Source organism: Paramicrobacterium fandaimingii (assembly GCF_011751745.2).
GTDB lineage: Bacteria > Actinomycetota > Actinomycetes > Actinomycetales > Microbacteriaceae > Paramicrobacterium > Paramicrobacterium fandaimingii.
The window spans coordinates 1,016,555-1,037,948 of sequence record NZ_CP061170.1 but is presented as its reverse complement, the minus strand read 5'-3'; the positions used below and the strand labels follow the sequence as shown (position 1 = coordinate 1,037,948).

Genomic DNA, 21,394 nt, shown 5'->3' with positions numbered 1-21,394 from the left:
ACCAGTCTATCTGCACCGCTTAGACTGGTTGGATGCCAGAGACGCACACGAACCCGCTGGATGCTGCGACCGCCGACCCGTTCGAGGTCGCACAGCTCGCAGCAGCAGATATCGCCAAGACCACCGGCGTCGACCACCACGACATTGCACTGACGCTCGGCTCCGGGTGGGGCAAGGCCGCCGATCTCATCGGAGAGACGACGGCGACGGTGCCAGCGACAGAGATCACCGGGTTCTCGAAGCCCGCACTCGACGGCCACGTCGGCACGATTCGGTCAATCGTGCTGCCGAGCGGCAAGCGAGCTCTCGTGATCGGCGCACGCACGCACTATTACGAGGGCCACGGCGTTCGACGCGTCGTCCACTCGGTGCGCACGGCCGCCGCAGCGGGCGCGAAGACGATGATCCTGACCAATGGCGCCGGCGGCATCAAAGAGCACTGGAAGCCCGGAACCCCCGTGCTGATCAACGATCACATCAACCTCACCTCAGACTCGCCGCTCGAGGGGGCCACGTTTGTCGATCTCACCGACCTCTACGCGCAGCGGCTGCGCGACATCGCCCACAGCGTCGACCCGTCGCTCGACGAGGGCGTCTACTGCCAGTTCCGCGGCCCCCACTACGAGACGCCGGCCGAGGTGCAGATGGCGAAAACGCTCGGCGGCCACATCGTCGGAATGTCAACGGCCCTCGAGGCAATCGCCGCCCGCCAGGCCGGAATGGAAGTGCTGGGCATGTCGCTCATCACGAACCTCGCCGCCGGCATTCAGGCAACCCCATTGAGCCACGAAGAGGTGATCGAAGCCGGTCGCGCCGCAGAGGCAGCGATCAGCACCCTTCTTGCACGAATCGTCACGGAGCTGTAATGGCTGAGAACACGCACGACCCCATCATCGATACGGCGAAGGCCTGGCTCGTGCAGGACCCAGATGAGACGACCGGTATCGAGCTCGACACCCTGGTTCGGGATGCAGAGGCCGGAAGCGAGATCGCACTCGACGAGCTTCACGCACGATTCGATTCGCGGCTCTCCTTCGGCACGGCTGGCCTGCGCGGCCGCATCGGCGCCGGGTCGGCGCGCATGAACCGCGTGCTCGTGTCGCAGGCAGCTGCCGGGCTCGCAGCGTTCTTGCGCGCGCGTGAGGACTCGCCCTCCGTCGTGATCGGCTACGACGGCCGCACAAACTCTGACATCTTCGCGCGCGACACCGCGGAGCTCATGGCGGGGGCCGGGGTTCGCGCCATTCTTCTGCCGCGGCTTCTGCCGACGCCCGTTCTCGCCTTCGCCGTTCGCCACCTCGGGGCATCCGCTGGCGTCATGGTGACGGCGAGCCACAACCCGCCTCAAGACAACGGCTACAAGGTCTACCTCGGCGGTGACGACGACGGCTCGCAGATCGTGCCTCCGGTCGATGGCGAGATCGCGGAGCAGATCGCCCGCGTCGCCCGCGACGAGAACGTTCTCACGCTGCCGCGCACCGCGGGGTTCGAAACGGCAGACGAGTCGGTCGTCGACGCGTACGTTGCCGCGGCGGCAGCCCTGCTCCCCCGTGGCGCAGAGCAGCTGAGCATCGTCTACACGGCGATGCACGGCGTCGGCTGGCAGACGTTCTCGAGCGTCATCGAGGCAGCGGGCTACTCCGGTGTCACGTCGGTTGCCGAGCAGCAGGAGCCCGACGCCGATTTTCCCACCGTGTCGTTCCCCAATCCCGAAGAACCGGGCGCCCTCGATCTCTCGTTTGCTCTCGCTCGCGAAGTCGGCGCCGACCTCATCATCGCCAATGATCCCGATGCCGACCGCATGTCTGTGGCGATTCCCGACGCCTCAAGCGCCGAGGGCTACCGTCAGCTCACCGGCAACGAGGTGGGGTGGCTGCTCGGCTGGGATGCCGCACGCAAGGCGAAGGCCGCTGGCGTCACGGACGCGGCGCTCGCGTGCACGATCGTGTCGTCACCCGCGCTGGGCGCGGTGGCAGCCGAGTACGGGCTGACGTTTGTCGAGACGCTCACGGGCTTCAAATGGGTGTCGCGCGTTCCACGACTGGTCTTCGGGTATGAAGAGGCAATTGGGTACCTCGTGAATCCGGATGCCGTCAAAGACAAAGACGGCATCTCGGCAGGCGTCGCGTTTCTTGCCGTGGCCGCCGAGGCCAAGGCCGACGGCCTCAACGTCGCGCAGATGCTCGACGGCTTCACCGAGACGTTCGGCTTCTTCGCGAGCGACCAGCTGTCTGTGCGCGTCACCGATCTCTCGGTGATCGCGGCGATCATGGCCGAGCTGCGCGAGAACGCACCGTCAACGATCGGCGGCGTCTCGGTGACGAGCGTCGACGACCTGCTCGACGGCTCGGGCGAGCTCCCGCCCACCGACGCGCTGCGCTTCACTCTCGCAGACGGGTCGCGGGTCATGGCGCGGCCAAGCGGAACCGAGCCGAAGCTCAAGTACTACATCGACGTCACCGCTCCCGCAGAGCAGAGCGAGCGAGCCCGCGGTGTGCTCACCAGCATCCGCTCTGACCTCGACGCCTTCTCGAAGCGAATCGCCGAGCGCTAGCCCAGGGCTTCGTCGAGTTTGCGTTCGATCTCGTCGAGGTCGACGTAACTGTTGATCTCGACGACGTCGGCGAACGTTGGGCCGATGTGCTTCACGAGCTCGGGCGACGTCAGAATCACTTGGGCGTCGGCGGCATCCTGCTGCACATGAGCGACGTCAGTCGCCGTCACCATCGCGTCAATGCCCAGTCGCGTGAGCACGCGCTCGGCGTTCACCTTCAGAATGCCGGCGGTGCCGACGCCGACGCCGCACAGGGTGACGATGCGCTTCACGATGTCACCTGCTCGGGGATGCCGAGAATGCGCCGCACCTCGTCCGGCGTCGTTGCACCGGCGAGAGCGTCGATCGTCGACGCGTCGTTGAAGGCGTTCGCGAGGGCTGCGACGCCGGCCACGTGCTCCTCCGGCGTGCACACGGCGAGACCGATCACGACAGACACCGGATCGTTGTGCGGATGCCCGAACGGAACCGGGTCAGCGAGCGTCACGACAGCGAGCCCCTCGGCGTGCACGTCTGGCCCTGGGCGAGCGTGAGCGAGGGCCAGACCCGGCGCGATCACGATGTATGCGCCAAATTCCTCGACAACGCGAACCATGCGCTTTGCATACTCGGCGGTCACGGCACCGCTGGTCTCGAGAGCCTTGCCCGCAAGCATCACGGCGTGCTTCCAGTCACGCGCCTGCGCACCAATGTTCAGGGCGGAATCGGGAAGCGGTGGCAACGACATCGGCACTCTCAGAGGCTCAGTGTGGGCACGTGACGCTCGCACTCGGAAATCGAGTGGGCGCGCCCAACACCCTCCATTTTAGGCGAGTCCCTTCGGCGAGAGGGTCACGCGCCGTAACTCTCGGCGTCTTCAAAGCCCTGATTGATGACGTCCACAAGGTCTTCGCGGTCTTCGAGCGGCAAGAACGCCGACTGCGCTGCGTTGAGCTGAAACGTCTCGATGTCGGCAAGGTCGTACGAGAACGCGTCGGCGAGCAGGGCGAGCTCGCGGGTCAGCGTCGTGCCCGACTGCGTGCGGTTGTCGGGGTTCACCGTGACACAGAAGCCCAACTGGTAGAGCACGTCGAACGGATGGTCGACGATCTCTGTTCCCCACGCGTCAATCGCCCCGGTCTGCAAGTTCGACGACGGGCTGAGCTCGAGTGCGATTTCGCGATCTTTCACCCATTCCGCCAGTCGCCCAAGCGAGACGAACGTGTTCTCATCGTCGCTGCGCACGGTCGAGATGTCTTCGGCGAGGCGCACGCCATGCCCGAGCCTCAGCGCGCGCCCGTCAACGAGTGCGCTTTGCATGGACGGCAGGCCGTCTGCCTCGCCCGCGTGCACGGTGACGGGAAGGTAGTTCTGCGCAAGGTAATCGAACGCGAGTCGGTGCCTGCTGGGCAAGAAGCCCGCTTCGGCTCCGGCGATGTCGAACCCGACCACGCCGTTGTCGCGGTGGCGCACCGCGAGCTGCGCAATCTCGAGTCCCCGATCGGCGTGCCGCATCGCGGTGACGAGCTGACCGACCCGGATGCTGCGTCCCAGCCGCTCAATATCGGCGACGCCCGCTTCGAGCCCAGCCTGCACAGCGTCAACCGCCTCGTCGAGGCTGAGCCCCTGCTCGAGGTGCTGCTCGGGCGCCCACCGCACTTCCCCGTAGACGACGCCGTCGTCTGCCAGGTCGTGCACAAACTCACGGGCAACGCGCTCGAGGGCGTTCTCGGTCTGCATCACAGACGTTGTGAGGTCAAACGTCGAGAGGTAGTCGACAAGGTTGCCTGCGTTGCACTGCGACACAAACCAGTCGGCCAGGTCATCAGCATCCGTCTCCGGTACGCTCACGCCCTCGTCGTCGGCGAGGGCGAGAATTGTGGCGGGGCGCAGCCCGCCGTCGAGGTGGTCGTGAAGCGACACCTTGGGCACGTCTCGCAGGTTGACGCGGCCGAGCGAATAGTCCTCATCGAGATCAGTCACGCCCTCAGGCTATCGTGCGCCGACGGCCCTGAACAGCATCGGATGGTGAAACGTATCATGAGTACTGGATGCTGTCGCCCACGACCCGAAGGAGCGTCGAACTGATGCCGCAGAACACCCAGCCCCAGCGTGAGCGTGTGTGCTTTCTCATGCACCTCAAGCCCGAGCGCATCGACGACTACCTCGCCGTGCACGAGCACGTCTGGCCCGAGATGCTCGAGGCGCTGAGCGCTGCGGGCTGGCACAACTACTCGCTCTTTCTGCGGGCAGAAGACGGCCTTGTCGTCGGCTACCTCGAAACAGACGACTACGAGAGGGCGCAGCGAGAGATGGCGGCGACCGTCGTCAATGCGCGATGGCAGGCAACCATGGCGGAGTACTTCGCGTCAGAGTCGAACCCGGATGCCGCGAGCGAACGTCTGACCGAGTACTTCCACCTCGCTTGAGCCACCGAGACCTGACGGATGCTCGTGAATTACACTTTCTCGTATGCCTTCCGACAAGCAGGAATTTGATCGCGGAGCAGCCGTCACCCGCAGCCTTCTGGGCTGGGGCGTCGTGGCAGGCCCCTTCTACGTTGTCGTCGGGCTCGTGCTGGCTCTGACACGACCGGGCTTCGATCTCACGCGAGATGCGCTGAGTCTGCTCATGCTCGGCGAGCACGGCTGGATGCAGCAGTCGACCGCGATCGTGACAGCAGTCATGGTGCTCGCGGCAGCATACGGGGTGCTGCGGACGATCCGCTCGGGCCGCGGGCTCGCGATCGGCTCGCTCACGGCGGTGTACGGCATCTGCCTCGGTCTCAGTTCCGTGTTCTTGCCGGCGCCGACGAAACAGTTCCCCCCAGAGCAGTCAGGTGAGACCGTAGCTGCTGGAGGCATCCTTCACCTCGTTTTCGGCGGTGTCGGATTCGCAGCCCTCGCCGCAGCGGCATTCTCTTATGCACGGTGGGCAGCGTCGCGCGGTGAATCGCGCCACGTGCAGCTCGGCGCCTGGTGCGGCTCGATCATTCTCGTGGGATTCGTCGGGGGCGCCGCACTCTCGCAGTCGCCCGCCGGCGTCGCAGCACTCTGGATCGCTGTTCTCGCCGGATGGCTCTGGCTCGCCCTCGCGTCAGCGCATCTCTACACCGTCGCGCCGCACCCGGTCATCTCCGAGCGGCAGCAGCCGCCCTCCGATCCGTCCGCGAGCGGCAACATTTCCACCTAAAACGTCACGCCCCATGTGAGATGCCAAGGAATGCGCTTGCCCCGCCAGGCATAGGCGACAGTTTACGGCGTGTCACTTTCCAGAGGTGACCTCCAGAGGTGACATCGGGGACGGTTCGAAGGTCAGCCGATGCGAGCCGCCACGCGGGGCGTACGGTCGAACGGCGCCGCATCCGCATCGATCTCGTAGGCACCGTCGAGGGCATCGAACGCACGCGCGAAGCGGGCATCGTCGTCGGCAGACAGCGTGAAGAGCGGCTGCCCTGCACGGACCGCCTCGCCCGGCTTCACGTGCAGGTCGATGCCCGACGCGTGCAGCACAGGGTCTTGCGCACGAGCGCGCCCCGCGCCGAGGCGCCACGCGGCAAGGCCGAAGGGAAGCGCCTCCTGGCGCACGAGTACGCCGTCGCGGTCTGCCGTGACCGTGTGCGACTCGCGAGCGGTCGGCATCGCGGCATCCGGGTCTCCCCCTTGCGCCTGCACGGTGCGACGCCAGATGTCCATGGCGCGACCGTCAGCGAGCGCGGACTCCACGTCGGCATCCGGCTGCCCGGCGAGCGTGAGCATCTCCCGTGCGAGGGCGATCGTGAGCTCGACGGTGTCGGCGGGGCCGCCGCCCGCAAGCACCTCAAGCGACTCCCGCACCTCATTCGCGTTGCCGATCGCCGTCCCGATGGGCACGTTCATATCGGTGAGCAGCGCAGACGTGGCGACGCCGGCGTCTGTGCCGAGCTCCACCATCGTGCGGGCGAGCTCCTCGGCTTTCGCATAGTCGGTCATGAATGCGCCGGAGCCGAACTTGACGTCGAGCACGAGCGACTCGGTGCCCTCGGCGATTTTCTTCGACATGATGCTCGACGCGATCAGCGGAATTGCCTCGACGGTGCCCGTCACGTCGCGCAGCGCGTACAGCCGCTTGTCCGCAGGAGCGAGACCGGAGCCCGCCGCGCAGATGACGCCGCCAAGATCACGCAGCTGCGCGAACATCTCGTCATTCGACAGGTCGGCGCGCCAGCCCGGAATCGACTCGAGCTTGTCGAGCGTGCCGCCCGTGTGGCCGAGACCACGCCCCGACAGCTGCGGCACAGCGACGCCGAACGATGCAACAAGCGGCATGAGGGGAAGCGTGATCTTGTCGCCGACCCCACCGGTTGAGTGCTTGTCGACAGTGCGCTTGCCGAGACCGACAAAGTTCATGCGCTCGCCCGAGGCGATCATCGCGAGCGTCAGATCGCGAATCTCACGGCGCGTCATGCCGTTGAGCAGAATCGCCATCGCGAGGGCGGCCATCTGCTCATTGCCCACGTACTCGCGCGTGTAGGCGTCGACGAGCCAGTTGATCTCGTCCGTCGACAACTCGCCCTTGTCGCGCTTGGTGCGAATGATGTCGACGGCGTCGAACGCTTCAATACGGTCGGTCATGCGTTCCTTTCGTTGCAGGGCGGATGCTGGTGAGCCGCCGCCTGCGCACGTCGCTGGTCAGCGGCTGAAGTCTTCGAGCTGACGCGGCCCGAATGCGTCGGGCAGCACCTCGTCGATTGTGCGGATTCCCGAGACGGTGTCGAGCAGCATCCCTGGCTCTGAGTGTTCGTACAGCAGCTGACGGCAGCGCCCGCACGGCATGAGCTTGTCTGCATTGCCATCGACGCAGGCAAACGCGACGAGCCGGCCTCCGCCGGTCATGGCGAGGTTCGAGACGAGCCCGCACTCGGCGCAGAGGCCGACGCCATAGCTCGCGTTCTCGACGTTGCAGCCCGTGACAATGCGCCCGTCGGAGGCGTACGCTGCCGCCCCGACGGGAAACTTTGAGTACGGGGCGTAAGCCTTGCGCATTGCCTCGGTCGCGGCATCCCGCAGTCGGTCCCAGTCAATCGCGTCGTCTGTCACGGTCTCTCCTACGATTTTATGTATGGACTGCCGCTTGCCGCGGGCGGTCTCGATTGCCCGACAAAGCCGGCGACGGCGAGAATCGTGACGATGTAGGGCAGCATCAGCAGAAACTCGCTCTCCACGGGAGAGCCGAGAGCGCCCAGCAGGTTCTGCAGGTTCGTGGCAAACCCGAACAGCAGCGCTGCAAGCGTTGCCTTGATGGGGTTCCACTGCCCGAAGATCACGGCGGCGAGGGCAATGAAGCCCATGCCGGCGGTCATATCTTTCGTGAACCCGCCGACGGAGCCGAGCGTGAAGTACGCGCCGCCGAAACCGGCGATGGCCCCCGCGAGCGAGACGTTCCAGAACCGCGTGGTGTTCACACGGATGCCGACGGTGTCAGCGGCCTGCGGGTGTTCGCCGACCGCGCGAACGCGCAGGCCCCACTTGGTGTGGAACATGCCCCAGTACACGAGGGCAATCGCGATGTACATCACGTAGATGATGATCGTCTGGCGGAAGAACACCGGCCCGATCAGCGGAATTTCACTGAGGAACGGGATGCTGATGCGCTCGAAGCGCGGCGGGCTGTTGAGCAGCAGCGTGTTCTCGGTGAGCACCTGCGAGTAGAAGAACGAGGTGAGGCCGAGCACGAGCACGTTCACGACGACGCCGACGATGATCTGATCGACGAAGTACTTGATCGAGAACGCCGCGAGAATAAAGCTCACGAGCATTCCGGCGACCATCGCGGCGAGCAGACCGAGGTAGGGGTTCTGCGTCACCGACGCAACGACGGCAGAGCTGAACGCGCCGGCAAGAAGCTGCCCCTCGATCGCGATGTTGACGACACCGGAGCGTTCCGAGATCACACCGCCGAGGGCACCGAAGATCAGCGGCGCAGAGAGCGCGACGGTGCCGAGCAGGAATCCGGGAAGCGGAACGGTTCCGCCCGCGGCGGCCCACCCGAAGAATCCGATGAGAAAGATCACGGCGAACAGCGAAATGAGCCAGAGCCACGTTGCACGGTAGTTGACGGTGCGCCACACCGATACAGCGGTGATCCCAGCGAGCAGAATCGTGACGACGATGCCGCTCACTGCCGCATTCAGCACAAGGGGCGGCAGAACAATGGCATCTGAGTCGTTCGACAGCTTGAACGTCGTGTCGCCCTCGCGAGAGAGCAGCACAAACAGAATGAGCGCAACGATGGTGACGATCGCGAAGGCGATAGGCGCCTTCCAACTGCGCACCCGTGCAACTTCGAGGCTCTCTGAGACAGGAACGTCTGCTGCATTGCTGACGGAGCTCACTTGGCCGTCACCTCCTTCGACACGTTGGGCGTTTTGTCTTTCTTGCCGCGCGCGCCCGGCTTCGGAATGAAGAAGATGGAGCGCACGAGCGGCGGTGCGGCAATGAAGAGAACGATGACCGACTGCACGACGAGAACGATGTCGATCGGGATTCCCTCGCCCGCCTGCATGGCGTAACCGCCAGCCTTGAACGCACCGAACAGGATGCCCGCGGCGAACGTTCCCCACGGGGTGCTGCGGCCGAGCAGGGCAACGGTAATGGCGTCAAAGCCGATGCCGGCGTCGATCCCCGAGCTGAATCCGCTTGTGATCGTGCCGAGCACTTGCGAGACGCCCGCGAGACCCATGAGCCCACCGGCGATGAGCATCGACCAGATGTACATGCTCTTCACGTTGATGCCCGCAGTGCGTGCCGCGTTCGGGTTCTCCCCGACGGCACGGAATTTGAAGCCGAGGTTCGAACGGTTGAGCAGCCACCACACAAACACGGTGGCGAGAATCACGAGAATGAATCCGGCGTGCAGGTTGTAGCGCTCTCCGAAGATCGGGGGCAGAATCGCCGTGGGTAACATTGCCGCTGACTCGGGGTTCACTGTGCCCGGCGCCTGCAGAAGTCCCGGCGTGCGCAGCATCCAGGAAATCAGGTAGAACGCCACGTAGTTGAGCATGATCGTGAGGATCACCTCGTGAGCGCCGGTGCGCGCCTTCAGGTAGCCGACGAGGCCGCCCCACAGCGCGCCGGCGACGATGCCAGCGATGACCGCGAGCGGCAGGTGGATCCAGATCGGCAGGTGGAACGAGAAACCGACCCAGCCAGCTGCGCCGGCAGCGACGAGCATCTGACCGCGACCGCCGATGTTGAACAGGCCGGCCCGGAATGCCAGCGCGACGCCGAGCCCTCCGGCGATCAGCGGCGTGGCGTGATGGAGCGTATCGGTGATCGACTTGATTCCGGCGAGGAACGTGTCGCGGTTCGTGTTGTAGATCGCTCCGTTGAACAAGGCGATGTACGCACCAGACACGGCGTCCCAGATGGCGACGAGCATGTCTGTCGGTCGCGCGAAGAAGTACCCGGCCGTCGCCTGAACCTTGCTGTCGGTGAAGGCGATGAGCACGGCGCCGACGACGAGCGAGATCACGACGGCCAGCACGGTCATCACCGTGCTGCTGTTCATGATCTGCGACGCGAGCTGGTTCGCGCGCGGGGCCTCAGGAGTCTTCTTATCGGTCTCGACGTCGGTCATGCTGCAGCTCCCGTCGGCTTTTCGCCGGCCATCATCAGACCGAGCACGTCACGCGATGTGTTTCCGGGAACGATTCCCACGATCGAACCGCGGTACATGACGGCGATGCGATCGGCGAGGGCGGCAACTTCGTCAAGCTCTGTCGACACGACGACGACGGGGATTCCGGCGTCTCTCGTTTCGACCATGCGTTTGTGCACGAACTCAATCGATCCCACGTCGATGCCGCGCGTCGGTTGCGCAGCGATGAACAGCTTGAGTTCGCGGCTGAGCTCGCGAGCGAGCACCACCTTCTGCTGGTTACCGCCCGACAGGTTTCCCGCGTTCGTCTCGATGGACGGAGCCCTGATATCGAATTCGTCTTTCGTCTTGTGTGCAAAGGTATCGAGATACCCGAGCTGCAGACTCCCCGCCTTGACGAAGGGCGCTCCGTTCGCCCTGTCGAGCATGAGATTCTCGGCGATCGTGAAGTTCTTGATGATGCCGTCTTCGGAGCGGTCCTCGGGAACGTAGCCGACTCCGGAGTCGAGAACCTTGCGCGGATCGAGCCCCGAGAGGTCTTCGCCGTTCAACGAGACGGTCCCCGTGACACGAGGTTGGAGGCCCATGATCGCTTCGGTGAGCTCCGTCTGGCCGTTGCCCTGCACTCCGGCAACCGCGAGAATCTCACCCGCATGAACGTCGAAGCTCACGTCGTTCACCACTTTGATGCCAAGCGGGTCGATCACCGTGAGATTCTTGACCGAGAACGACACGTCTCCGAGCTTCGGCTCATCTTTCTGCACGGTGAGCTCGACGGCGCGCCCCACCATCAACGTGGCAAGTTCGCCGTTGCTCGCCGTTGGCTCGGCCTCACCGACGACCTTGCCCAGACGCACAACCGTGATGCGGTCTGCGACTTCGCGCACCTCACGGAGTTTGTGCGTGATGAAGACGATCGATGTTCCGCCATCCCTCAGTCGCCGCATTGTCTGAATGAGCTCGTCTGTCTCTTGCGGAGTCAGCACGGCAGTGGGCTCGTCGAACACCAGCACCTTGGCGTCTCGCGACAGTGCCTTGATGATCTCAACGCGTTGCTGCACGCCGACGGGAAGATCTTCAACGAGCGCGTCGGGGTCAACATTGAACCCAAATCGCTCGGAGATCTCGATGACCTGTTTGCGGGCGGCCGCGAGGTCAAGCGCACCGCCGAATTTTGTCGACTCGTGGCCGAGCATCACGTTCTCGGCAACGGTGAAGACGGGAATGAGCATGAAGTGCTGGTGCACCATGCCGATGCCGGCGCGCATGGCGTCGCCGGGGCCCGAGAAGCTCTGCACCTCGTCGTCGAGGAGAATCTCGCCCTCGTCGGCCTGGTACAGACCATAGAGCACGTTCATGAGCGTTGATTTTCCGGCGCCGTTCTCTCCGAGGAGACTGTGGATCTCACCCGGTTCGACAACAAGGTCGATGTGATCGTTTGCCGTCAGCGATCCGAATCGCTTGGTGATGCCGCGAAGTTCGAGCTTCATGTTAGGGATCCTACGGTTTGTGCGTCCGTCACGACAGAGGAGGCCAGCTGGGTGGCTGGCCTCCCCCGCAGTGCTGTGTATTGCGAGTAACGACTACTTCGGGCTTGACGGAGACGTGACGTCAATCGAACCGTCGATGATGCCCGCCTTGATCTCGTCGAGCTCACCCTGGAGGCTGTCGCTCACTTTGTCTTCCCAGTCGTGGAACGGGGCAAGTCCGACGCCCTCGTTCTCGAGCGTTCCGACATATGGCGTTGCGTCGAACTCGCCATCCTTCGCGGCTGAGGTGACGATGTTGTAGACACCATCGCTCATCTGCTTCATGATCGACGTCAGGAACATCTCGTTATCTGAATCGGCCGTCTCGTAGAGGTCGGCGTCGACACCGATCATCGCGATGTCCTCACCGGAGTCCTTGATCGCCTCAATGCCGGAGAGGAAGATCGGACCACCGACGGGAAGCAGCACGTCAACACCCTGGTTGATGATGCTTGTCGCCGTCTGCTTCGCTGTCTCGTTTGCATCGAAGCCACCAGTGAACTGTCCCTGCTGGGCGTCAACGTCCCAGCCGACGACCTGCACGTCGGTGTCCTTCTGCTCGTTGTAGTACGCGACGCCGTCTGCGTAGCCGTCCATGAAGATCGTCACGGTCGGAATCTGCATTCCGCCGAAGGTGCCGACCTTGCCGGTCTCCGAGGTGTCTGCGGCCGCGTACCCAGCGAGGAACGCTGCCTGAGCGGTGTCGAAGATCATCGGCTTGACGTTGTCTGCCTCAATTGAGTTGTCGTCGAGAATCAGGAAGTTGACGTCCGGGTTCTTCTCCGCCGCTTCCTTTGTCGCGTCTGCGAGCAGGAATCCGACGGTGATGATCAGGTCGCAGCCCTGGTCGACGAGGCTCGTGATGTTGGGGCCGAAGTCGGCCTCGGACGCCGACTCGACGTGCTTCTCTTCGATGCCGAGGTCGTCTGCTGCCTTGACGAGTCCTTCATAGCTCGACTGGTTGAACGACTTGTCATCGAATCCACCGGAGTCAGAGACGATGCAGGGAAGATAGTCGATGGCTTCGCCGTCCGAGCCGCCGCCTCCAGCGGACTCGGGGGCTTGTCCGCAGCCGGCGAGCAGGGCGACGACGCCCAGGCCAGCAAGGCCGCTCATCACGGCCTTTCGGGTTGTGATTGTCAAGGTGACCTCCAGGTTGCGCAGCCTGCGGTGCCGCAGGGATTCAGGCTCAGGTTACCGAATGTGACACGCTTCATTTGCGCTCTCGGGCACTTCGACCTCGAAGTGTTACACATCGATAACTCAAACCTTGTGGAGCGATCGTAAGCCGCATTTCGCGCACTGCGCACGTTACTGCTCATATGAGCATAACCCTCACGGGACCCTCAACGAATGAGCATAGTTCTGCACTTCAGAGCACCCCAGTATGGGGGCCGGCTGCTGTCAGGCCGTCGGAGAGCTGGGTGACGAGACATCCACATCGCCGTCGATGATCTGCTGGCGAAGCTCGTCGATCTCGGCGGCGAGGTCGTCGCCGACGGCATCCGCCATGTCATGGAACGGGGCGATATCCACTCCCCCGTTCTCAAGGGTTCCGATGAACGGCTCGTTGTCGAGCTCGCCGTCGAGATCGCGCTTCACGATGTCGGTGACGGCATCCTGAGTCTTCTTGAGCACGCTCGTCAGAAGAAGCGGGCGATACTCCGCGGGCAGCGTCTCATAGCCGTCGTTGTCGACCCAGACGATCGACACGTCTCCGGCGTCTGCCGCCGCGGCCGCAGCGCCCTCGCCCACCTGTCCTGCAACGGGCATGATCACGTCTGCGCCCTGCTGAATGAGCGACTCCGCCGTCGCCTTTCCCTTATTGACGTCTTCGAAGTCGCCTGTGAACTGGCCGTCTTGCGCCTCTTTGTCCCACCCGAGCGCCTCAACCTCTGCGTCGTGCACATCGTTGTAGTGCGCAACGCCGTCCACGAAGCCATCCATGAACAGCGTGACGGGCGGCTGGTTTCCGCCGCCGAACGTGCCGACGATTCCGGTCGTCGAGACGCCAGCCGCAACGTACCCGGCGAGAAATGCCGCTTCGGCCGTGTTGAAGACCACAGACGTGATGTTCTCGCCGTCCAGCTGCTCGTCGACGATCGCGAAGTGCCGGTCGGGGTTCTCGGCTGCAGCGGTCTGCGTGTACTCGGCAAGCTCCCACCCGACGGTGACGATCAGGCGGCATCCGGTGTCGACGGCCTGCTCCACGTTGGGCTCGAGGTCGCTCGGCGTCTTCGACACGATCGCCTGGGCGTCAATTCCCAGCTCGTCCTGCGCCTGCTCGAGGCCTTCCCAGCTCGACTGGTTGAACGAACGGTCTTCGAGCCCGCCCGAGTTGGTGACCATGCGCGCGCAGTACTCCGCGGTCGCGCCGTCGTCGGCATCGGGCTCGGGTGCCTGGCCGCATCCGGTCAAGATGAGGGCGGATGCCGCGGCGAGCGCGGCGATGCATGCGAAGTTGCGGCGAATCATGTGGCGGCCCTTTCACAGACAGCAACGGTGGGTGATTCTACCGTAGCGGTCACGCGGCTACATCATGCCCCGATCGCCTGATTCAAGAGCGAGCCAGAGGAGCACGCGGTCGCTCGGAGACTCGAGTGAGACGTCAAGGATCCGCTCTGCTTCGGCAAGACGCGCGTTCACCGTCTGACGATGGATGCCGATGCTCGCAGCCGCGCGTTCCCGCGCGCCGTTGCAGCGCAGGAATGCACGAAGGCTACCTGAGAGTCGCTGTGAGTCACCATCGGCTGCCTCGAGACGGAGACGCCACTCGGCCATGAGTGGTTGTTCAGCCGCCTGCTCTGCGATCCACCCCGCGAGGTTGCCGGCGCCGACCGACGCGTATGCGACCACCCGTGAGCCGTCTGAGTCACGCGGCACCATTCGTCGAGCCGCTGATGCCTCGTTGACGCAGTCCCGTAAGTCACTCAGTGCGTGTTCCCCGCTGATGCCTGCTCTCCACCGCACGTCGGAGCCGATCGCCTGTTGCATCACTCGGGTGACGATTGGCTCAAGGGAACCCATAGCGACATCAGACATGACAGCGACAATGCCGGGGGCACGACGCATCACGAGTCCCTCGATGCGCTGTGCTGAGTACGTGGAACGCAGCTGGGAAGCAGCTTCGTCGAGGGAGCCATCGCTGCACTCACACTCAATCTGAACGACGAGGCACCGGCGCGACCGGGGCAAGAGAATCTGCATCAGCGCATCCTCTGGGGGCACGACATCATCAAGAACGAGCTCGGCAAGTTCTTGGCGCACCGTCAGCGGACTGAGGCTCTCCGAATCCTCTCGGAGCACGGTTGCAACGGATCCGATAATATTCTGCTCGACAGCCGAATACCGTCGTTTGCGCGCCACAGCGAGAAATGACGACGCCGCCCGCGATGTGTAAATGACGAGGTCCCTCACGCCCGCAGTTGCACTCTGCCGTTCCGAGTCGCCGTGAATGCGAATCTCATTCCGGATGCTGTCGAGCTCCTGCCCGTCGAGATCGCCCCCTCCCCGGACGACGACCTCGCTTCCATCAGCCCGCCGAAGAACAACCGTCGCCTCGAGGACACGAGCGACTTTGACAAGGCTGTCATGCACCAGTTCCGCAGTCTGCGTGTTCCGTGCAAGCCGTTGCTGTACATCCAGCATCCGATTGACCTGAGTCAGCTCTTCGGCGGCGATACGTCGCGACACAAACTCGGCGATCGCAATATACGGCGTGCTCAAGGGAACGGCGAGCAAGGGGATGCCGCAGGCGCGGGCCGCGTCTGCCCACATCTGCGGCACCTCATCCGAGACAAAGCCGACGCCGTACCCGACGGCCGCGATGCCCCTGTCTGCAAGTGACCCGAACAACGCGAGCACGTCAGCCTCGCTTCGCTCTATGAGTCCCGTCGTGAGAAGAAGCTCGTTGCCGCTGAGCCAGGGACTGGGATCCCCGATCTCGGATACGTGAACCCACCGGATCGGCCGTCCCGTCCGTTCATGCCCGACGACACAGTTCAACTGCAGAGATCCCTCCGTCAGAAGGTCCGCGACCGTCACACTCATTTCGCCCTCCAGTTATCGCGCACACCGTGAACAGAATGTGTAGCACTCACGATAACCGTGATTGGCCCTCGTTCACACGCACCGCAGACTGGGGGCGTCACATCTCACGACAATCAAGGATTCAGAATGGCAGACTCCCGCTGTTTCGAGATCGTCGGCGCTCCGTTTGATGGAGCATCGACTCTCGGCGTCCCCGGCTCACGCTATGCCCCGGGTTCAATCCGCCGCGCACTCGAGTGGATCACGATGAGGGTCGAGGGCGGCGCTGTGTATTCCCTTGAGACCGGTGAGTTACACGATGCCCCGCGCATCGCTGATGGCGGTGACGCACACGTCGTGGCGCACGATCTCGAGGCGACGCTTGCCAACACGAGTAATCGCATTGCCCAGAGCATCCGCGCCGGACACGTGCCTCTCCTGCTCGGCGGCGACGACTGTTTTCTCTACGCCGGCACACGTGGGCTGCATGACGGAACCGATGCGGGGACCGTCGCGGTGATCCACTTTGATGCACACCTCGATGTGATGGACGAGAACGAGCAGCAGGGGCGGCACAGTCAGTCAAGCGGCATGCGCCGTTCGCTCGAGTTGGAGCGCGCGAGTCGCGATCACAGCGTGCAAGTGGGGCTCCGCCATTTCAACTTCCCGTCGTCACGTGCCTATGTTCTCGCCGACGGTCCTGCTCAGATCACCGCACGCACCGTCGACCGGATCGGCAGCGCGGGGGTTGTGGATCGTGTTCTCGAGAGAATCGCTGGGGCAGATCATGTTCATCTGAGCTTCGATATCGACGCCATCGACCCGGCACACGCGCCGGGGGCCGGTGCATCCGAACCCGGGGGCATCACCTCACGCCAGGCAATCGATATCGTCAGCGCGCTTGCACCGCACTGCGATTCCTTCGCCGTAACCGAGGTCAACCCGATGACCGACCACCGCGATATGACGTCGACCCTCGCCGCGTACCTCTGCTATTACTTCTCAGTTTTCGGGCAGCACGCGGCGCGGGCCTGACGCGAACCTCACCAAGACAATGGAGTTTTCATCGTGACCACGTCGAACCACGCAGATTTCACTGGACCCTATGACACGGGCACGATCAACGTCGTGAAGCGCCGGCAGCTGAGACGAACCGTTCTCGGCACATTCGTCGGCAACGTCATGGAATGGTATGACGTCGGAGTCTTCGGTTACCTCATCGTGACGCTCGGCCCGGTGTTCCTCCCCGAGGCCGACACCGCCGCTCAGGTTGTCTTCATGCTGGGAACGTTCGCGAGCACGTACCTTCTTCGACCGCTCGGCGGCCTGTTCTTCGGGTGGCTCGGTGACAAGATTGGCCGCAAACGCGTCCTGTTCATGACGCTTGCGCTCGTCGCATCGGCGACGTTCGCCATCGGGCTGCTGCCCGTCTATGCCACGGTCGGAATCCTGGGTTCGGTGCTCCTCGTGCTGCTCAAGATGCTGCAGGGATTCTCGGCGGGAGGCGAGTTCACCGGTGCCATCACCTTCATCAGCGAATCGGCACCAGACAAGAAGCGTGGCTTTTACGCAGCGTTCCTCGACGCCGGCAGTTATATGGGGTTTGCCCTCGGAGCCGCCCTAGTAACCGCTCTGCAGGTGTTCTTTGGCCAGCAGGCGATGCTCGATGGACTCTGGCGCGCCCCGTTTCTCGTCGCAGGCCCGATCGGTTTGATCGCCATCTACCTCCGCCTGCGGGTCGAGGAATCACCGCAGTTCAACGCGCTGCTCGAGGCTCGGCGCCACGAAACCGGTGCACGCCGGGATCGGATGAAGCTCAACCCGATTCGCGCGTTTGCCGAGAACTGGCGAGCACTGCTGATGGTGATCGTCCTGGTTGCTGCCGCGAATTCAGCGGGCTACGCATTCACCTCCTACATGCCGACCTATCTGTCGACGGTTCTCGAGCACGACGCCGTGCAGAGCAACCTGATCTCGCTTCCGCTTCTGCTGCTCATGGCCTGCTCGATGCCGCTCGTCGGAATGCTGTCCGATCGAGTTGGCCGCAAGCCTGTGCTCTTTGGAGCATCAATCTGGGTGATCGTTCTGAGTGTCCCGGCGTTTGCGCTGCTCGGCAACGACAGCCTCGCCGGCACGATTCTGGGACTCGCTCTCATCGGCATTCCGGTCGCGCTCTATATGGGAACCCTCGCGTCGACATATCCGGCACTCTTTCCCACGAGCAGCCGCACAACGAACCTCGGCGTTTCATACAACATCTCCATCGCGGTCTTCGGCGGGACAGCACCGCTCGTGATCGACGCGCTCATCCGGGCAACCGGAAACCAGTTCGCTGCCGCGTTCTACCTGATCGGCATGTCCATCATCGGGCTCGTCGCCATCACGCTTCTGCGAGAGAGCGCGGGGCATCCCCTTAAGGGTTCAGAGCCCAACGTCGAAACCGAGCGGGAGGCTCATGCGCTCAATCTGCAGAGAACCGCGCGACAGTGACTCACCGTCTGACGACGCCCGCCCCGGCCTGCGCGGGCAGCCGTGCCGCCTCGATCGCGGGAAACAGCAGCATCGCGGCGACGACGAAGAACGCCCAGCGGTAGCCGAGCCCTGGATCTGAGGGGTCCACGAGGTCGGCGACGCTCGTCGTGAGACGAACGATGAGCGCGGCGACGGCGATGCCGAGCCCCGCCGCCGTCTGCTGCATCGTCGACGCGAGAGTATTCGCCTCGTTCGTCTGCTCGGGGTCGACGTCGGCAAACTGCACAGAGTTATACCCACTGAACCCGATGGAGCGAAAGACGCCGCTCAGAAAGAGGGCAACGGCGATCACCGCGAGCGGCGTCTGTTGGGTGAGAAACGCGCACCACACGTACACGGCGGCGCCGGCAAGATTGCTGCCGACGATCACCGCGCGAAACCCGAAGCGCCGAATCAGCGGGCTCGTCGCCGGTTTGATCACGATGTTTCCGGCGAAGACGGCCACCACAAGGATGCCGGCGAGCGACGCGCTCCAACCGAACCCCTCTTGAAACATCAGCGTGAAGACGAACGGCGCGGCGCTGATCAGCATGCGGTATACCCCGCCGCCTACATTCCCCACGCGGAATGTAGGGATGCGCAGCGCGCTGAAGCGCAGAAGCGGGTGAGCAGCCCGCAGCATCCGCCAGACGCCGAGCGCCCCCGCCAAAACGGCGAGCGCGACCATCAACAGAGCGGCACCGAGGTTCGTTCCGAACTCTTCCATGCCGAGAACGAGGGCTGCGAGCGCGACGCCGAGAAGGGCGAAGCCGATGAGATCAAACGGATGCCGCTGCGCGATCTGCCCGGACGGCACGAGCCTGACGCCTAAGATCATCGCGACGATGCCGATCGGAATGTTGATGAGAAAGATCCAGTGCCAGCCGATCGTGTCGGCGATGATTCCGCCGAGCGCCGGCGCGATCACCGGTGCGAGAAGCGCGGGCCACGTGAGATAGGCGATGGCGTCGAGCAGGTCGCGTTTGTCGACGGCGCGCAGAACGGCGAGGCGCCCGACGGGCACCATCATGGCACCGCCGAGCCCCTGCAGAACGCGGGCGGCGACGAGCAGCGGAAGGCTCGGACTGAGCGCGCACAGCAGTGAGGCAACGGTGAAGACGACGATCGCACTGCAGAAGACGCGCTTGGTTCCGAAGCGATCGGCGAGCCAGCCGCTCGCCGGCACACCGACAGCGAGGGTGAGAAGGTACGCCGTCATCGCCAGGTTGATGTCGACGGCGCGCACACCGAGGTCGACGGCCATGAGGGGCGCTGCCGTCTGAATGATGGTGCCGTCGAGGTTCTCCATGAAGAACGTGGCGGCGACAAGCAGCGCCAGCGGACGATTGAGGGTCTGCGAGCGCGGCATCCTCCTATTCTGCCGTCAGTGCGAGCTCTTCGTCGCGCCAGCGTCGCCGCAGCCAGCGATCGTGGCTGGCGATCACGACGGCGCCAGGGTAGCTGCCCAACGCGTGCTCCAGCTCGGTGGCGAGCGAGAGCGAGAGGTGGTTCGTCGGCTCGTCGAGAAGAAAGAGATGGGGCGGTCTCGCGATGATGAGCGCGAGCGCCACACGTCGCTGCTGCCCCACAGACAGCGCACCGACGGGACGATCCGCATCGCGCGGCGCGACGAGCCCGAGCGACGTGAGCGGAACCTGGGCTGCGCGCTTCTCGCCGAGTGCCTTCTCGTACAGCTGACGGGCAGACGTCTCCGGTTTCGCAAAGCGCACGTCTTGCTCCAGCAGCCGCACACGCAGGCCTCGCCTTCGAGCGACGTCTCCCCTGTCGGGGCGCAGATCTCCGGCCATCACGTGTAGCAGTGTCGACTTGCCCGCTCCGTTCGGCCCCGTCACGAGCAGCTGCGTCTGCGGCTCGATCGTGACGCGCTCGGCGTCCAGCCGCCCGGCAATGCCAACCCCGCGCAGCGCGAGAAGCGCAGAGCCCTCGCCCAGCGCGTGGGACCCGGTCGGGATTCCGCCGAACGACAGAAGCTTTGGCGGTTTGCGCACCTGATTCTCTTGAAGCTCGTCGAGCCGTCCGCGCGCATTCTTGACGCGTCGGCTGATGGCGCCGTCCGTGCGTGCCTGCTTGAACTTGGTGATGAATTTGTCGTTGTCTGTCGGGCCCCTGCCGTGACTCACCTGGCGCGCCCCAACATCCACGGTGTACTTCAACTGCTTCAGTTCGTCTTGCTCAGCGGCGAACTGCGCCTCCCATCGATCGCGGTCCCGTTGCTTCGCCTCGAGGTACTCGGTGAAGCTGCCGCCGAAGACGGTGACGCCGCTGGACTCCCCCAGCGCCGCCCGGCCTGCGTCGAGATCGATGAGCCCTGTCGCCACGTCATCGAGAAACGCGCGGTCATGGCTCGCGAACAGCACGGGGCCATTCCACCCGGTGAGCTCGTCGCGCAGAAACGACACTGCCAAGTCGTCAAGGTGGTTCGTCGGCTCGTCGAGCAGGAGGGCATCGGGGCGCTCAAGCAGCAGAGCGGCGAGCGCGAAGCGGCTGCGCTGGCCCCCACTCACGGCATCAAGCCGTCGCTGGCGCGGGATGCTGTCGAGTCCCAGCCCCGCAAGTACGCGGTCCCTTCGAGCATCCACGCCCCACACGTCACGTCGTTCGGCGTTCTCGAGGGCAGCGGCGTAGTGCTCCGATGCGCTGTCGGAGCCGTCGAGCTGCTCGGCGGCATCCATCAACTCTCTCTCGGCCGCCCGAAACTCGGTGAGCGCACGCTCGATGAGGTCGTCGACAGTGTCGTCGGAGTCGCGCGGCACCTCTTGCCAAAGAAGCCCCGTGCGGGCGGGGCGCGCTACGGTGCCGGAATCGGGTTCATCAACGCCCGCGATGATGCGCAGCAGCGTCGACTTGCCCGCGCCGTTTTCGCCGATCAGGCCGATGCGCGCTCCCCTGGGAACGCTGAAGCCAATGTCCGTCAGAACGCGACGGTCGCCGAACGACTGCGAGATGCCGTCGATGCGGATGTGGTCGAGGCGAGCAGCCGTGTGTTGCTTGAGTGTCTGGTTGTGCATCTGGTCCCCTTGCGGGTCGGCCAGGCGCGCGCACGAAGACAGGGCTGTCTCGCTTTAACGGAGTGAATCCTGCGCGCCCGTCATCGATGTCCGCCGGGCAATGCCACGGGCACGGACTGGACAGG

At 64.3% G+C, this 21,394-nt stretch carries 19 protein-coding genes; 6 read left to right on the top strand and 13 right to left on the bottom strand.

The window, feature by feature from the left end; all coding sequences use genetic code 11:
• Positions 1-32 precede the first annotated feature (32 nt).
• Positions 33-866, top strand: a complete 834-nt coding sequence (locus tag HCR84_RS05030; RefSeq protein WP_166983973.1) for a purine-nucleoside phosphorylase — start codon at positions 33-35, stop codon at positions 864-866.
• The gene (locus HCR84_RS05025; protein ID WP_166983974.1) at positions 866-2,554 is read left to right on the top strand and encodes a phospho-sugar mutase; all 1,689 of its coding nucleotides are present in this window, start codon (positions 866-868) and stop codon (positions 2,552-2,554) included. Before HCR84_RS05030 ends, HCR84_RS05025 begins: the two co-directional genes overlap by 1 nt.
• Here HCR84_RS05025 and HCR84_RS05020 read toward each other — a convergent pair.
• The 3 genes from HCR84_RS05020 to HCR84_RS05010 all read right to left on the bottom strand — a co-directional run bounded on the left by HCR84_RS05020 (position 2,551) and on the right by HCR84_RS05010 (position 4,516).
• Positions 2,551-2,826 carry a PTS sugar transporter subunit IIB gene (locus HCR84_RS05020; RefSeq protein ID WP_166983975.1) on the bottom strand — a complete coding sequence of 92 codons (276 nt, stop codon included), beginning with the start codon at positions 2,824-2,826 and terminating at the stop codon, positions 2,551-2,553. The genes HCR84_RS05025 and HCR84_RS05020 overlap by 4 nt on opposite strands.
• On the bottom strand, positions 2,823-3,281 hold the full coding sequence (locus tag HCR84_RS05015) for a PTS sugar transporter subunit IIA (RefSeq protein WP_166984156.1): 459 nt from the start codon (positions 3,279-3,281) through the stop codon (positions 2,823-2,825). Before HCR84_RS05015 ends, HCR84_RS05020 begins: the two co-directional genes overlap by 4 nt.
• Before the next feature lie 104 nt (positions 3,282-3,385).
• On the bottom strand, positions 3,386-4,516 hold the full coding sequence (locus tag HCR84_RS05010) for an adenosine deaminase (protein WP_166983976.1): 1,131 nt from the start codon (positions 4,514-4,516) through the stop codon (positions 3,386-3,388).
• 104 nt (positions 4,517-4,620) lie between these two features.
• Here HCR84_RS05010 and HCR84_RS05005 point away from each other — a divergent pair, with 104 nt between their 5' ends.
• On the top strand, positions 4,621-4,962 hold the full coding sequence (locus tag HCR84_RS05005; protein WP_166983977.1) for an L-rhamnose mutarotase: 342 nt from the start codon (positions 4,621-4,623) through the stop codon (positions 4,960-4,962).
• Positions 4,963-5,005: 43 nt separating this feature from the next.
• On the top strand, positions 5,006-5,725 hold the full coding sequence (locus tag HCR84_RS05000; RefSeq protein ID WP_166983978.1) for a DUF998 domain-containing protein: 720 nt from the start codon (positions 5,006-5,008) through the stop codon (positions 5,723-5,725).
• Between the two features lie 122 nt (positions 5,726-5,847).
• Here HCR84_RS05000 and HCR84_RS04995 read toward each other — a convergent pair whose 3' ends face one another.
• The 8 genes from HCR84_RS04995 to HCR84_RS04960 all read right to left on the bottom strand — a co-directional run bounded on the left by HCR84_RS04995 (position 5,848) and on the right by HCR84_RS04960 (position 15,750).
• Positions 5,848-7,146: a thymidine phosphorylase gene (locus tag HCR84_RS04995; protein ID WP_166983979.1), complete on the bottom strand. Its 1,299-nt coding sequence runs from the start codon at positions 7,144-7,146 to the stop codon at positions 5,848-5,850.
• A gap of 57 nt (positions 7,147-7,203) precedes the next feature.
• On the bottom strand, positions 7,204-7,611 hold the full coding sequence (locus HCR84_RS04990) for a cytidine deaminase (protein ID WP_166983980.1): 408 nt from the start codon (positions 7,609-7,611) through the stop codon (positions 7,204-7,206).
• Positions 7,612-7,619: 8 nt separating this feature from the next.
• Complete coding sequence (locus HCR84_RS04985; RefSeq protein WP_166983981.1) at positions 7,620-8,906, bottom strand: ABC transporter permease; 1,287 nt, start codon at positions 8,904-8,906, stop codon at positions 7,620-7,622.
• On the bottom strand, positions 8,903-10,150 hold the full coding sequence (locus HCR84_RS04980) for an ABC transporter permease (RefSeq protein WP_166983982.1): 1,248 nt from the start codon (positions 10,148-10,150) through the stop codon (positions 8,903-8,905). Before HCR84_RS04980 ends, HCR84_RS04985 begins: the two co-directional genes overlap by 4 nt.
• Positions 10,147-11,661 carry an ABC transporter ATP-binding protein gene (locus tag HCR84_RS04975; RefSeq protein WP_166983983.1) on the bottom strand — a complete coding sequence of 505 codons (1,515 nt, stop codon included), beginning with the start codon at positions 11,659-11,661 and terminating at the stop codon, positions 10,147-10,149. Before HCR84_RS04975 ends, HCR84_RS04980 begins: the two co-directional genes overlap by 4 nt.
• 93 nt (positions 11,662-11,754) lie before the next feature.
• Positions 11,755-12,843 (bottom strand): BMP family lipoprotein, encoded by a 1,089-nt coding sequence (locus HCR84_RS04970; RefSeq protein ID WP_166983984.1) that lies wholly within the window; start codon positions 12,841-12,843, stop codon positions 11,755-11,757.
• 261 nt (positions 12,844-13,104) lie between these two features.
• On the bottom strand, positions 13,105-14,175 hold the full coding sequence (locus HCR84_RS04965) for a BMP family lipoprotein (RefSeq protein ID WP_166983985.1): 1,071 nt from the start codon (positions 14,173-14,175) through the stop codon (positions 13,105-13,107).
• Positions 14,176-14,232: 57 nt separating this feature from the next.
• The gene (locus HCR84_RS04960) at positions 14,233-15,750 is read right to left on the bottom strand and encodes a PucR family transcriptional regulator (RefSeq protein ID WP_166983986.1); all 1,518 of its coding nucleotides are present in this window, start codon (positions 15,748-15,750) and stop codon (positions 14,233-14,235) included.
• Between the two features lie 126 nt (positions 15,751-15,876).
• Between HCR84_RS04960 and HCR84_RS04955 the strand changes: the two genes are divergently transcribed.
• The gene (locus HCR84_RS04955; protein ID WP_166983987.1) at positions 15,877-16,764 is read left to right on the top strand and encodes an arginase family protein; all 888 of its coding nucleotides are present in this window, start codon (positions 15,877-15,879) and stop codon (positions 16,762-16,764) included.
• Positions 16,765-16,797: 33 nt separating this feature from the next.
• A complete protein-coding gene (locus HCR84_RS04950; protein ID WP_235940790.1) occupies positions 16,798-18,219 on the top strand; it encodes an MFS transporter in 1,422 nt (473 codons plus the stop codon).
• A 1-nt stretch (position 18,220) separates the two neighbouring features.
• Here the strand turns inward: HCR84_RS04950 and HCR84_RS04945 are convergent, their stop codons facing one another.
• Complete coding sequence (locus tag HCR84_RS04945) at positions 18,221-19,609, bottom strand: MFS transporter (protein WP_166983988.1); 1,389 nt, start codon at positions 19,607-19,609, stop codon at positions 18,221-18,223.
• Between the two features lie 4 nt (positions 19,610-19,613).
• Entirely contained in the window at positions 19,614-21,269 is a 1,656-nt protein-coding gene (locus HCR84_RS04940) for an ABC-F family ATP-binding cassette domain-containing protein (RefSeq protein ID WP_166983989.1), read from the bottom strand.
• Positions 21,270-21,394 lie beyond the last annotated feature (125 nt).

Bases quoted from the DNA above. Each gene is read 5' to 3' on its own strand.
- HCR84_RS05030 (WP_166983973.1), top strand. From the start codon at position 33: ATGCCAGAGACGCACACGAACCCGCTGGATGCTGCGACCGCCGACCCG.
- HCR84_RS05025 (WP_166983974.1), top strand. From the start codon at position 866: ATGGCTGAGAACACGCACGACCCCATCATCGATACGGCGAAGGCCTGG.
- HCR84_RS05015 (WP_166984156.1), bottom strand. From the start codon at position 3,281: ATGTCGTTGCCACCGCTTCCCGATTCCGCCCTGAACATTGGTGCGCAG.
- HCR84_RS05005 (WP_166983977.1), top strand. From the start codon at position 4,621: ATGCCGCAGAACACCCAGCCCCAGCGTGAGCGTGTGTGCTTTCTCATG.
- HCR84_RS05000 (WP_166983978.1), top strand. From the start codon at position 5,006: ATGCCTTCCGACAAGCAGGAATTTGATCGCGGAGCAGCCGTCACCCGC.
- HCR84_RS04995 (WP_166983979.1), bottom strand. From the start codon at position 7,146: ATGACCGACCGTATTGAAGCGTTCGACGCCGTCGACATCATTCGCACC.
- HCR84_RS04980 (WP_166983982.1), bottom strand. From the start codon at position 10,150: ATGACCGACGTCGAGACCGATAAGAAGACTCCTGAGGCCCCGCGCGCG.
- HCR84_RS04975 (WP_166983983.1), bottom strand. From the start codon at position 11,661: ATGAAGCTCGAACTTCGCGGCATCACCAAGCGATTCGGATCGCTGACG.
- HCR84_RS04965 (WP_166983985.1), bottom strand. From the start codon at position 14,175: ATGATTCGCCGCAACTTCGCATGCATCGCCGCGCTCGCCGCGGCATCC.
- HCR84_RS04960 (WP_166983986.1), bottom strand. From the start codon at position 15,750: ATGAGTGTGACGGTCGCGGACCTTCTGACGGAGGGATCTCTGCAGTTG.
- HCR84_RS04955 (WP_166983987.1), top strand. From the start codon at position 15,877: ATGGCAGACTCCCGCTGTTTCGAGATCGTCGGCGCTCCGTTTGATGGA.
- HCR84_RS04945 (WP_166983988.1), bottom strand. From the start codon at position 19,609: ATGCCGCGCTCGCAGACCCTCAATCGTCCGCTGGCGCTGCTTGTCGCC.
- HCR84_RS04940 (WP_166983989.1), bottom strand. From the start codon at position 21,269: ATGCACAACCAGACACTCAAGCAACACACGGCTGCTCGCCTCGACCAC.